The following is a 12,832-nucleotide window of genomic DNA, read 5'->3' as shown; positions in this document are numbered from 1 at the left end:
AATGGTCGTAAAAAAGAAAAGGCCGGAGTGATCCGGCCGATTCAATTTTATGGTCAACTACTCCGCCCTGCCGAGAAGAAACAACGCGGGGCGGATTTTTTATTCTACTTTTCTTCGCCGGGATTTATTGAACATAAGTCCTTTCTCCACTCCCTTTCGCAGTTCTGCCTGTTGTTCCGGCGGTAATGCATGGGTGGTTTGGCAGGATTCACTGCAGCAGCCATCATATTTCTTCGCGCAGGATTCGCACTGGATAAACAGGAGGTGGCAGCCATCGTTAAGGCAGTTGGTATGTGTATCGCAGGGCGCTCCGCACTGGTGGCAATGACTGATAATATCGTCGCTGATGCGTTCCCCAAGCCGGTCGTCGAATACAAAATTTTTACCTTTGAACTTAATGGGAAGTCCCTGCTGCCGGGCTTTGTTGGTGTATTCAATGATACCTCCTTCCAGGTGAAATACGTTTTTAAAACCATTATGCAGCATGTAAGCCGATGCTTTTTCACAACGGATTCCACCGGTGCAGTACATGATGATATTCTTGTCTTTTTTATCTGCAAGCATATCAACTGCCATCGGCAGCTGATCGCGGAAAGTATCTGAAGGTACTTCTATGGCGCCTTCAAAATGACCCACTTCATATTCGTAATGGTTTCTCATGTCCACGATCACGGTATCCGGGTCGGCAGTAAGTTCATTGAAGGTGCTGGCATCCACGTAACGGCCACGGTTGGCCATATCGAAGGTGGGGTCCTCAATTCCGTCGGCCACAATTTTATCGCGGACTTTGATTTTCAGTACAAAGAAGGATTTACCGTCATCGTCCACGGCAATATTCAGCCGGATGCCATGTAGAAAGTCGATCGAGTACAACTGTTGCTTAAATGCCTCAAAGTGATGCTCAGGAACGCTCACCTGGGCATTAATGCCTTCATGGGCTACATAAATGCGTCCGAAAGTACCGAGTTGGAAAAGGGATTCGTACAACTGATCACGGAATGCCTGTGGATCGGGGATTTTTGCGTACTGGTAGAAAGAAACAGTGACGCGTTTAAACGTTTCATTGGCCAGCCGGACCTTCAGTTCGGCGGCAGATACTCTATTGTGTAATGCCATAATTGCTTGAAATTTTAAGGACGCCTGCGTCGCGAACAAAACTCCAATCAACTCTCTTTAATCGTAAAAGAACAATTGATTTAGGGAGCAAAGGTAGCAAAATCCATTGAATATCAGGAATGAGAAGGGTCTGATTTCTTCGCCCACTGGTACAGGACGTGTAAGGAAAACCAGGCTATTGCGCTGATAATGAAGATATAACCGATAAAGCCGGGGGTTCTCAGTTCTGCTGCGCCGGGCAGGTCATTTGTTTCCGTAATATAGGCGGCTGCGGCCAGGATAATTCCCGACAACAGCGCAATGAGGGCGATCTTTCTCATACCGGTAATTCAAAGGATGACGGTTCATTTTGGCACCAACGTGTGAGTAAAATGTGCACAGCGCTTGTCCAAATATACTTACCTTACTAACGAATTAAGGCCACCAAAGGTTCACCGGAGATCTAAAAAATATTTATTTTTTTATAACTATTTGATAATTATTGTATATAACTTTGCAGATAAGTTACAACCCCGATTGGCACCCTTTTTGAAAATTGATTAAGAGAAGCAATATTGTTTAACCCGAAAATGTTATTTTATGAGTATTTACATTACCTACTTTATTTATGCAGTTGTTGGTATCTGGATCTACAGGTTACTGGCATATTTCTTTGATGAAAAGAAAGAGATAAAGAGCAGGAAGAAATTTTAGAACCGGTTTGTGAATGATGAGATACGGGGATTTTGTTACCTGGCAAGCAATAACAGGTGGTAACAGGTCCCCGGAATCACTGTCAGTTCTTAGTTCTTAAACTTCACCATATTCCCCAGGATACCTCCAAAACCAACCCGGACGCCTATACGGGTATCTTCTTTACTCTGATAACCCGTTACTACATCTACCCTGATCATCTTCAGAATATTTTCAATACCTCCAAAAACTTCTACATAGTTATTATCACTGTTTACATAAAATGCGTTGGCGCCTGCCACCAGGTTCCATTTCAGGCGGTTGAACAATGGAATTTTATTGGTGAGTAATCCATTGAAATGGTGTTCTACATTAGCGGTAGCATAAAACGGGGCGGTAGTACTGTACTGGTAATACGGCGCCAGCTGGAAGCTGTTCAGGTATTTCATGTTATAGAAAGTCTGGTTGCCATTGAAGTGCTGGTAATCGGGTATTTGTACGTTCCGGTCGTTCAGGAACCCGCCGGCGCCGATACGGTAGCGGAATTCCCCCAACAACTTGAAGTTCATGTTGTCCTGAACGGAGAAACTCCATTTGTCGAAATCAACAATACTGTTTGCCACATTGGGTATCCCTTTGCTGTAGCCTACTTTGAACGTGGGGTATTTGGAGCCAAAAGGGATTTTCCGGTCGGGCAATTCCACAAACTGTTGACCGGGCTGGAAGGTAAAATCCACATCCAGTATTAACGCCTGGTGCTTTTCAAAGGGCACGTTGGCCAGCTCATAGGGATGGTTGGGCGTAAACTGCTTACGGTCGTTTTTAAAGATTACAAAGTCGGTGGTATTTTCTACCGGGTTCCTGCTTTCATAAGTAGCGGCGAACGATAACTGGTCATTTGTCTGGAACGTACGCGCGTAGCGCAGTTTACCAAACCAGTTTTCATAGAGCTTCATATAGTTTTCCTTCAGGAACAGGGTATAAAACTCATTGGCGATATTATCGATGGGATTGTCCTGGTTAAACTGGGAGATGCGCTTCCCTCCTGCCAGTGACCAGTCGTTGCGGCCATAACGCTTCTGTACTTTACTCCTGTTACTGAAATCAATTTGCGTATAGGCATTGAAGTGAGTATTGCTCAATCCGTACCGGAAGAAAGGTGTTATCCGCAGGCTGCTTTCTTCTCCTGTATAGATGTTCAGCTCAGGCTCCACTGCAATGACCAGCCCTTCCACGGTATTATACTTCAGTGATTTCAGCAGTCCTTTTACACTGAGGGAATGATATTGTATGGAGCTGTCGCGGCGGAAATAGTACTTATGTTTTACACCGTTCCAGAGCACATCCGTTACTTTCACCGGTTTCTGTTTCCGTTGCAGGGAATCGAGGTGATAGCGGGAAAAGGAGGAGTCGCGCGCCGCTTTAGCGATGCTGTCTTTTTCGTGATAATCCTTCACCTCAGCGGTTTCCAGCGGAACCGGCCGGATGCTGTCCCAATAAGTATGTCCTTGTTTATCAAAGGCAGAATCATATTTGAGGAAGGTGTTATCAAAAAACTTCGGCGGGAATTGAGGATGTACATTATAATCGGAGTATACATTGACGAAGCTGCCACCCATGCGGAAACCAAACTTATTAAATGAGATGTGCATTACCTGGTCTTTTACGCGCCAGATGTCGGCGGTAACGGGTACGTGGGTTTGGCGGATCTCCAGCGTGTCCATCAGTTCCAGCTGGTATTCACCGGTAAGGATCAGGTCTGTGCTGTGAATGCGCCAGTCGTCATCGGTAATGAAGATATATCCTGAAAACAGTGGCTCCTGTTTACGGCGGGGAATCACCTGTATTTTATTAACGGTTTTGCCTTCTTCCGTGAAGGTGCCTTCCAGCCGGTATTTATAGTAGGCCAGTGCATTTTCTGCAATGGGAGAAATATAACCCCTGGGGCCCATTTGTGTGATAACGGCGGAAACATTGTTATCATAGAAGCTGATGATGGCAGGGAAGCTTAAGCCAAAGCCACCGCCACTTTTGCGGGAGGAAATGACTTCCAGTTTTATTTTATCCGGCTGCCTTGCAGATATTTTAGTTACTGACTCCGACAGGAATATCATGCCTTTCCCGGTGCTGTCCACTCCCATGTCGTTCTTATCTATTTTCTGTCCCATGAATCTTCCTGGCACATTTTTCATTCCGATAGTCCCTTTGATATAGGACATGCAGGTATATTCTTTCACCTGTTGCTGGTAGAAATGCCGTTTCTTAATGGCTTGCCGGATGATAGCATAGGCGGGATCTTCTCCATTGGCTTTTACTACCACTTCTTTTATCTGCATGTTAATAGGCTGCAAATGAAAGTCGAGTACCTGCGTTGAGGCATTCACGTTAAGCGGCAGTTCCGTTCTTTTAAAACCGATATACTGGCATACCACCGTATATTGACCGGCAGGGAGATCAAGCTGGTATTGGCCGGCAGCGTTGGTAGTAGTGCCGGTGGTAGTTCCTTTGATGAATACGGTAGCAAATGGGAGCGGCTGATCTTTATCATCCGTAACGCGGCCTTTCACCGCAATAGCCTGGCAGTAGCTGGAAATGAAAATGCAAAACAGGGCAGACAGGTAGTTCTTCATATTCCAAATGTAACGGCGAACTGCTTACAGGTTATTTGAATAAGCTGTTTTATCAGAATTTTAACACCCTGGATAAGTAATCAGGCGGGCTTTTTTGCAGCACGGACAAACGCAGCAGAGCTGGCGGCGAAGCCGGCTACGAGTCCGCCGATAAAGGAACTGACTACACCCATAAGCGGTGCGCTTCGTACTTTCAATATCATTTCACTCATACGGTTGGCGAGCAGGTGATCATTTCTTACATCCATATAAAAAGCCAGGATCATCCATAACACAAACACGCCCATGAAGGCGCTGAAGAATGATTTACCCGGTGACAGCGGCATAAGCAACGTTACGAGGAAAGCCACGAGCGCAACGCTCCACCAGGGCAGCACCATACCTGCTACATAAGACAGGAGAAGGATCAGGAGAAAATGGGCAAAGGATTTCATGATTCTAATATAAGTAGAATAATGCGGATTTGTGCGAATTTTGTCTTTCTCAGGATTACGCTGATTATACTGATTTTACTTTTTGGATTTTTTGGATTTTTATGATTTTCTTTTAAAAAAAAGAACAAATAATAAAATTGCTTTAGTCTCTCTTAAATCTTTATAATCTTAATAAAATCCAAAAAGTAAAATCAGTATAATCAGCGTAATCCTGAGTAAGACAACATCCGCTACAGGGCACTCGCATTCAGTGCCTGCTCTATGTCTTCCACGATATCCTTAATGTTTTCCAGTCCTACCGAAATCCGTATCAGTCCTGGCGTGATACCGGCAATGGCGCGTTCTTCTTCAGAGAGCTTTGCGTGGGTGGTGCTGGCAGGATGCGAAGCAATGCTGCGGCTATCGCCCAGGTTAGCGGTGAGTGAAAGGAGCTGTAAGGCATCCAGGAAACGAACGCCCTGTTGCAGGCCGCCTTTCAGTTCAAAGCATACGATACCACCGCCGCCATTCATTTGTTTTTTGGCAATGTTGTATTGCGGGTGACTAGTCAGCAAAGGATATTTCACTGACAGCAGGTGCGGGTTGTTTTCCAGGCGCTCGGCGAGTTTCAAGGCACTGGCCGAATGACGTTCCATTCTTACATAGAGGGTTTCCAGGCTTTTGCTGAGCACCCATGCGTTGAATGGCGACATGGCCGGGCCGGTACTTCTGCAAAAAGTATGGATTTCCTTGATCAGTTCCGCCTTTCCTACTACTACTCCGCCGAGTACACGTCCTTGTCCGTCAATCCATTTGGTAGCCGAATGGGTAACCAGGTGGGCGCCGTATTCAATAGGGCGTTGCAATACAGGCGTTGCAAAGCAGTTGTCGACGTTTAAAATGATATTATGCTTATTGGCAATGCCGGCCAGCAGTTCCAGGTCTATGATCTCAAGACCTGGATTAGACGGCGTTTCCACGAAAATCATCCGGGTATTGGGCTTTATCATGGCTTCAATACCGGCGGGATCGGTCATATCAAAATAGGAAGTTTCAATGCCCCATTTTGGCAGGAACTTCGTGATCACGGTGTGGGTGGAGCCGAAGATAGAGCGGGCAGACAGCAGGTGATCGCCGGTTTTGAGCAGGGCCATGAAGCTGGCAAAAATTGCGCTCATACCGGAGGCCGTAGCATAGCCGGCTTCTCCTCCTTCAAGGGCGCACATCTTCTGTACAAATTCGTCTACATTGGGATTGCTGAAACGGCTATAGATATTGAAGTCTGTTTCGTCCGCGAAAGTAGCACGCATTTCTTCTGCGTTATCAAAACAAAAACTGGAGGTCAGGAACATGGGTACAGAATGCTCCATCTGGTCCGTTTTAGGCGTCTGCATTCTTACCGCATTGGTATCCGGTTGGTATTGATTTTTTTCTTTGCTCATGGATATGGTAGTTACAGCATTTATGCGTTCAGTTTCACTTCCCAGGTCAGTTTTGTTTTACCCTGACGCAGGGTTTCCGCCACAGAACAATATTTGTTCATAGACAATTCCACAGCGCGTGCTGCTTTATCGGGATCAATATTACCTTTGAGATGAAATACCAGGTGAGCCGTTTCCCAGAGGGAAGGTTCTTTTCCTTTTTCTCTTTCTGCGTCAATTTCAATACGGAAATCGGTTACTTCCTGGCGTTGTTTCTTCAGGATCATCATCACATCAATGGCAGAACAACCACCAAGGCCCATGATCACCATTTGCATAGGTCTTACTCCGTTATTCTTACCGCCATTTTCCAGAGATGAGTCCATCAGTACTTTGTGGCCGCCTTCATCTACTGCCTCCATATTAAATCCGTCATCTACTCTTTGTAATGCTATCTTCATGATTATTAGGTTATCTTCAACAAAGATAAATAAAACCATCAGGATTTATGCAGTGGCCGTCATTCCTCCCTAATTCATAAATCACCGGCGCTATTTTGCAATTTTTAATTCTGATATTGTAGTTTTGCGCAAATTCGAAGAAGCATTGTCGGCAAAGGTATTTCACAGTCAAACAGCATTCCGGTTAGAATCCGGCGAAGTATTACCGGGATTACATATCGCGTATCATACGTATGGTACGATGAAAGAAGATGGCAGCAACGTGGTTTGGGTATGTCATGCCTTAACCGCCAACAGTGATGCGGCTGACTGGTGGACTGGCTTAATCGGACCCGGTAAAGCGATCGACCCTGCCAGGCATTTCATTGTGTGTGCTAATATCATTGGGTCCTGCTATGGCAGCAGCGGCCCGCATACTGTAAACCCGGAAACCGGCCATCCATGGTATCGGCAGTTTCCTACCATTACCATCCGGGATATGGTACAGGCGCATATCCTGCTCAGGAAGCAGCTGCAGATTCCCCGTATCCACCTGCTGATCGGCGGTTCTATGGGCGGCTACCAGGCACTGGAATGGGCATTGCTGGAGCCGGCTGTTACCGACCGTCTGTTCCTGCTGTGCACAGGAGCCGCGGAAAGCGCCTGGGGTATTGCCATCCATACTGCGCAGCGACTGGCTATTGAAGCGGATGATACGTGGCAGGACAACAACCACAGCGCAGGATCGAAAGGGCTGAAAGCCGCCAGGGCTATTGGTATGCTTACTTATCGCAACTACCACACCTTCGTGCGCGCGCAATCAGATGAAGATAAAGAGAAGACCGATAATTTCAGGGCTTCCTCCTATATCATTTACCAGGGCGACAAACTCGTAAAACGCTTTAATGCGCAGTCGTACTGGCTGCTCACCAAGGCAATGGACAGCCATAATATTGCCCGTGGCCGTCATGAAGATATTACCACTACCCTTTCTCATATTCAGCAGCCTACCCTGCTCATAGGCATCAGCAGTGACATTTTATGCCCGCCGGAGGAACAGCAGTTTATAGCGGCACATCTTCCACACGCTACTTATCATGAAATAGATTCTTCGTACGGACATGATGGTTTCCTGATAGAATTTGAGAAGATCGGCAGCATTTTACAGGAATGGATGCAATAACAGCACATTGATTTTTAAGGTATTATAACAAGATAGATGCAGCAGGATGACCCTGTTGCATTTTTATTTTAATCCCCTGCACTCCCGATGGCTATATGCGGTTTTTTTTCTTTATATTTATTTAAACCGAGTCTAAACCTTTTATAAATCCATCGTGTATGAGAAGCATTCTAATCAAAGCCTTCATCGGCTGCCTGGTGCTTTTATTATCCCTGACCCAGATAATTTCGGCCCAAAACCCTGTCTCCCTTAATGGTACTGTACGCGAAAAAGGTTCCGGCAACGTCATGCCCGGTGTAACCGTAGCAGTTAAAGGCTCCAATACCGGGACTATCACCGGCAGCGGAGGCGCTTTTACCCTCAGAACCACACATGCGTTCCCGTTAACACTGGTGTTCTCCTACGTAGGCTTCAAAACAGAAGAGCGGGAAGTCTCCTCTGCGGCGGACAAACTGGTAATAGAACTCAGCTCCACTGAAATTCTCGGCCAGGAAGTAGTAGTAGCCGCCAGCCGTACACAGGAAAGCATCCTTCAATCACCGGTGTCCATCGAAAAACTGGATGCCCGCGCCCTGAAGGCCTCCCCCGCACCTTCTTATTATGATGCGCTGGCCAACCTGAAAGGCGTTGAAATGAGCACCCAGAGCTTAACGTTCAAATCAGTGAATACCCGCGGCTTTAACAGCAATGGTAATACCCGCGTGCTGCAACTGAATGATGGAATGGACAACCAGGCCCCCGGGCTGAACTTTGCCGTGGGCAACATGGTGGGCATTCCGGAAGTGGATCTCGACAACATGGAACTCATCCCTGGCGCGGCATCCGCGTTGTATGGCCCCAATGCCCTCAACGGTATCCTCCTGATGAACAGCAAAAACCCGTTCCAGTACCAGGGACTCAGCGCCCTTGTAAAAACCGGTTTCCTCAATGATGCAGGCCGCTCTACCGCCACTACCGGGTATTACGATGTATCTGTGCGTTACGCACATGCCTTTAGTGACAAGGTTGCCTTTAAGCTGAACGTAGGCTATTTACAGGCGAAGGACTGGCAGGCATATGATCACCGCGACCAGAGCCTGGCAAACGGTCATACCCTCGAAAATGGCACCCGCGCTAATAATGAAGGCTATAATGGCGTGAATGTATATGGAGATGAGAATACCGTAAATATGTACACCGGCCTGAAACCTGCCCTGATGCCGCAAATGGTTGCATTGTCGCAGCAACTGGGAGGCGCCCTCACACCGGATCAGTTATATAATGCTATCCTGCCTCCGCAGAATATGTCGAACGTAACCCGCACCGGTTACAACGAAGCGGACGTAGTAGACTATACTACCAAAAACCTCAAACTGAATGCTGCATTGCATTACCGGCTCACTACCAATCTCGAAGCCATTTTACAGGGCAGCTATGGCTCCGGTACTACCGTGTACACAGGAGCTGACCGCTATTCCCTGAAAAACTTCAACATGGGCCAGTATAAAGTGGAATTGAAGAGCCCTGACTTCTATGTAAGATTATACACTACACAGGAAAGGGCGGGCGACAGCTACGCCGGTGGTACCCTGGCTGCCGGTATCAATGAGGCCTGGAAAACCAGTCAGCAGTGGTATAGTGAATACTTCGGTACCTATGGACTGGCCGCAGGCAATCTTTTTAAAACAACTTTTACCAATAACCTCGGACAAGGAATTCCCGCTGCATTTGCTGCTGCCCAGGCGGCAGTTCAATCACAGCAGGCCAACTTTATCGGCGCTGCCAGAACCAATGCCGACAAGGGCCGCCTGATCCCAGGCACACCAGAGTTTGATGCTGCCGCAGATAAAGTGAAGAACAAACCCATCCCCGGAGACGCTTCCGGTGTGGGCGCTAAGTTCACCGATAAAACCAACCTGTATCAGGCAGAGTTCATGTACAACTTCCATAACCTGATTCACTTTGCTGAAATACTGGTAGGCGGCAACTACCGCCGCTATGCGCTGAACTCAGAAAAAACACTGTTTGCAGTAGATGACAACGGCGATGAATTCCGTATCAATGAGTATGGCGGTTATGTGCAGATCATGAAAAAGATTATAGAGGACCACGTGAAACTGACCGGCTCCCTGCGCTATGATAAGAACATGAACTTTAAAGGCCAGTTCAGTCCACGTTTGTCAGCTGTATATACGTTCCTCGGTACGCATAATATCCGCGCTTCCTATCAAACAGGCTTCCGTATTCCACACAACCAGGATCAGTATATCGATCTCGTAACGCCGCAGGCACACCTGATCGGCGGCTTGCCATTCCTGCGCGAACGTTATGGCCTGGATAAAGGACCGGTGTTCTCTCTCCAGTCGGTACAGGCGGGTGCTCCCCAACAGTATGTTTTCCGTGAATTCCTGCCGGAAAGGATCCAGGCATATGAAATAGGTTATAAGGCAGTAATCGCAAAACAATTGCTGGTGGATGCCTATATCTATAAAAATGATTTCAAGAATATGAATGGTACACAGGTGCTGGTGCAACCAACCGCAGATCCTGCAAAGAATAATATCTTCTCTGTGCCGGTAAGCGCCACTGAAGTAGTGCATTCCTGGGGATGGGCATTGGGACTGGATTACAGCCTGCCGCTCAATTTCACCGCCGGTGGTAACATCTCTTATAATGAACTCACCAATGAAAAGGACCTGGGTTCATTTATGACGATGTATAACACACCAAAGGTGCGCTACAGCCTGAATTTCGGTAACCGCAACATTGCCAATTCCAATTTTGCGTTTAACGTATTATGGAAATGGCAGGACTCCTTCATATGGCAGTCGTCTTTTGTAGGACCTAATTTAAATGCCGCTGGTCTTAGCGAAATTCCTGCCTATGGCACATTGGATGCAATGGTGAGTAAGTTTTTCCCGAAGGCTAAAACCACGGTAAAACTGGGCGCCGCCAATATCCTGAATAAGAAATATATACAGTCGTGGGGTAATCCCACTATTGGCACACAAGGCTATATTTCTATAGGCTATAATTTATAAAAGGAAGAAGCCCCGGATACTGTTTTCTTGTCAGAAAATAATACCCGGGGCTTTTTATATTTGTTTGTCGATTGTTATACTACGTCCCACCAGGGTTTGTCTGACGGGGTGGTTGGATTGTTGAGTGGTATGGCATTGACCTGTGGCGTAATTTTTTTAGCCGTGCTTTCTCCTGTCCACAGGCTGCGGGCTTCTGCCTTAATATCTTCCCTTTGCAGCAATGCGCCCAGTGTGGCTTTCAGCTTTGCGCCCAGTTCCGGTTTCACCATGTATACAAAGTTGGCGTAACCTTCCATGCTGCTGATAACATTTTTTCCTTTGCCCCAGCTTTTATTGGCTAAACCGGTTTTCTCTACCTGGTGTAGCAAGGCGCGGAATTTACGCAGGGTGGTACGGTCCAGGCTCAGCTTTTCATTTACCACGATGCCCGTTACTTCGTGCTTATCTCCTTTACGCATCACCTTTAGTTTATCGGGGTGGATGGTAAAACCTTCTTCTTTTACAAACATTTTCACGGCACGCAGCAATTGTCCTGCTTTATCTGCAGCCGGGCCTTTGGCAGAAAATGTCATGTCGTCTGCATATCTCGTATAGGCGTATCCGTACTTTGCCGCCAAACCTGCAAAACGCCTGTCCAGCTTATAACAGATCAGGTTTGTAATAGCGGGGCTGGTAGGGGCTCCCTGCGGGAGATGCCGGGCTGTTTTAGCCACATAGTATTTGCGGCCATCGAGCAGTACTTCATCTACTTCCGGTTCTGTACAAATAAGCGCCAGTATGGTAGCTACCTGTTCAGCGTATCCGAGTTTACAGAATAGTCCTTTTACCCGTTTGTATTCAATAGACGGGAAGAAGTCGCGCAGATCAATGTTGATCACGATATCCTGACCGGTATGTGGCGCTGCGTTGGTAACGATAGATCTGCCCGGTACGAAGCCGTGAGCTGATTCATCATTTTTTATTTTATAGAGAATATTCTCCAGGATCCAGTGTTGTGCGGCTTTCAGTTGCGGCATCGGCGCAGAAATGGTGCGGGCGCCGCCGGATTTTTTTGGGATCTGAAAACGTTGATAGTGGGTATGATGCCCGACTTTCCGGTTAAAAGATAAATACCTCAGTTTGCCGATGGTGATGCCCATAGCGTTGGCTAACGCGGTAGCGTCGGCCCATACCGGCAGTCCGAACTTTTGGAGTTGCGCTACATCCGGCACCACTTTATTTAAGCCGGCAGATACTTCCTCACCAAGATATACGATCTGCTGATCTTTGGTGATGGCCCATGCGGCGGCTCTTTCTTTTCTTGCGGTTTCGCGGCGTTGTTTTGTTTCTTCCCTTTTCAGTTTGGCTTTTGCCATGCGGGCCTTGCGCATATCTTCCAGCATTGCCCGCTTGTTGCGGTATCGCTGCCGTTCGTTCATCAGATCGTTCAACTGCCGGCGCACCTCATTTTCCTTCTGGATGAGGGTAGCCGCAGGTGAAGGCTGCGCAACATTTTCGGCCCAGAAACCCAGGCGTGTCATTTCCTGTAATATATATTCCTCTTTAGAGGATGCACGTATCTTATCGTACAGTTGTTGACGGGTTAAGGACATGATAAATATGTTTGTATTTATGCTGTTTCATGACTTTGACAACGGAGCCTATCCGTAATAAAAATCCGGTCGTCTAAAATAAAATACCAGTAAAAGGGTGGAAAATGGGCGGTGATACGGCCCTGCTGAGAAGGGGAAACAAAATTCTGTAAAGAGGAAAAGGCCTTCGTGCAAACCATTGACTAAATCAATCAACTCCAGGGAGGGGGCTACGGTACGCATATTTCAGCCCAGGGGGCTTCTACTGGAAATATGCGTACCGTAGCCCCCTCCCAAAGTAAAGATTGCATTTAGTGAAGCATGTATAGTCAGAATACCTGAATGACGAAACATCATTCGTCCCTT

9 protein-coding genes are annotated in these 12,832 nt (G+C 47.0%); 2 read left to right on the top strand and 7 right to left on the bottom strand.

Translation table 11 applies throughout. From position 1 onward, the window contains the following. Window positions 1-99: 99 nt before the first annotated feature. The 6 genes from trhO to ACLHR0_RS23870 all read right to left on the bottom strand — a co-directional run bounded on the left by trhO (window position 100) and on the right by ACLHR0_RS23870 (window position 6,713). Complete coding sequence (gene trhO, locus ACLHR0_RS23895; RefSeq protein WP_370910385.1) at window positions 100-1,116, bottom strand: oxygen-dependent tRNA uridine(34) hydroxylase TrhO; 1,017 nt, start codon at window positions 1,114-1,116, stop codon at window positions 100-102. A gap of 113 nt (window positions 1,117-1,229) precedes the next feature. Next, the gene (locus tag ACLHR0_RS23890; RefSeq protein WP_436490048.1) at window positions 1,230-1,436 is read right to left on the bottom strand and encodes a hypothetical protein; all 207 of its coding nucleotides are present in this window, start codon (window positions 1,434-1,436) and stop codon (window positions 1,230-1,232) included. 462 nt (window positions 1,437-1,898) lie between these two features. Beyond that, on the bottom strand, window positions 1,899-4,418 hold the full coding sequence (locus tag ACLHR0_RS23885; RefSeq protein WP_436490047.1) for a DUF5686 and carboxypeptidase regulatory-like domain-containing protein: 2,520 nt from the start codon (window positions 4,416-4,418) through the stop codon (window positions 1,899-1,901). A gap of 80 nt (window positions 4,419-4,498) precedes the next feature. Continuing rightward, window positions 4,499-4,852 (bottom strand): hypothetical protein, encoded by a 354-nt coding sequence (locus ACLHR0_RS23880; RefSeq protein WP_370910382.1) that lies wholly within the window; start codon window positions 4,850-4,852, stop codon window positions 4,499-4,501. A 230-nt stretch (window positions 4,853-5,082) separates the two neighbouring features. Continuing rightward, entirely contained in the window at window positions 5,083-6,273 is a 1,191-nt protein-coding gene (locus ACLHR0_RS23875; protein ID WP_436490045.1) for an O-succinylhomoserine sulfhydrylase, read from the bottom strand. A 20-nt stretch (window positions 6,274-6,293) separates the two neighbouring features. Further along, window positions 6,294-6,713: an OsmC family protein gene (locus ACLHR0_RS23870; RefSeq protein WP_370910379.1), complete on the bottom strand. Its 420-nt coding sequence runs from the start codon at window positions 6,711-6,713 to the stop codon at window positions 6,294-6,296. Between the two features lie 124 nt (window positions 6,714-6,837). Here ACLHR0_RS23870 and metX point away from each other — a divergent pair, with 124 nt between their 5' ends. Next, window positions 6,838-7,875 (top strand): homoserine O-acetyltransferase MetX, encoded by a 1,038-nt coding sequence (gene metX, locus ACLHR0_RS23865; protein ID WP_436490042.1) that lies wholly within the window; start codon window positions 6,838-6,840, stop codon window positions 7,873-7,875. 158 nt (window positions 7,876-8,033) lie between these two features. Further along, complete coding sequence (locus ACLHR0_RS23860; protein ID WP_370910377.1) at window positions 8,034-10,895, top strand: TonB-dependent receptor; 2,862 nt, start codon at window positions 8,034-8,036, stop codon at window positions 10,893-10,895. Window positions 10,896-10,969: 74 nt separating this feature from the next. On the opposite strand, the gene ACLHR0_RS23855 is transcribed toward ACLHR0_RS23860, so the two are convergent. Beyond that, window positions 10,970-12,487 carry a reverse transcriptase domain-containing protein gene (locus ACLHR0_RS23855; RefSeq protein ID WP_436490040.1) on the bottom strand — a complete coding sequence of 506 codons (1,518 nt, stop codon included), beginning with the start codon at window positions 12,485-12,487 and terminating at the stop codon, window positions 10,970-10,972. Window positions 12,488-12,832 lie beyond the last annotated feature (345 nt).

The sequence above is a fragment of the Chitinophaga sp. ARDCPP14 genome, assembly GCF_051362515.1.
Taxonomy (GTDB): Bacteria; Bacteroidota; Bacteroidia; order Chitinophagales; family Chitinophagaceae; genus Chitinophaga.
This window is presented reverse-complemented; position numbering and strand designations above follow the sequence as displayed.

Bases quoted from the DNA above. Each gene is read 5' to 3' on its own strand.
- trhO (WP_370910385.1), bottom strand. From the start codon at position 1,116: ATGGCATTACACAATAGAGTATCTGCCGCCGAACTGAAGGTCCGGCTG.
- ACLHR0_RS23875 (WP_436490045.1), bottom strand. From the start codon at position 6,273: ATGAGCAAAGAAAAAAATCAATACCAACCGGATACCAATGCGGTAAGA.
- ACLHR0_RS23890 (WP_436490048.1), bottom strand. From the start codon at position 1,436: ATGAGAAAGATCGCCCTCATTGCGCTGTTGTCGGGAATTATCCTGGCC.
- ACLHR0_RS23870 (WP_370910379.1), bottom strand. From the start codon at position 6,713: ATGAAGATAGCATTACAAAGAGTAGATGACGGATTTAATATGGAGGCA.
- ACLHR0_RS23880 (WP_370910382.1), bottom strand. From the start codon at position 4,852: ATGAAATCCTTTGCCCATTTTCTCCTGATCCTTCTCCTGTCTTATGTA.
- ACLHR0_RS23885 (WP_436490047.1), bottom strand. From the start codon at position 4,418: ATGAAGAACTACCTGTCTGCCCTGTTTTGCATTTTCATTTCCAGCTAC.
- ACLHR0_RS23855 (WP_436490040.1), bottom strand. From the start codon at position 12,487: ATGTCCTTAACCCGTCAACAACTGTACGATAAGATACGTGCATCCTCT.
- ACLHR0_RS23860 (WP_370910377.1), top strand. From the start codon at position 8,034: ATGAGAAGCATTCTAATCAAAGCCTTCATCGGCTGCCTGGTGCTTTTA.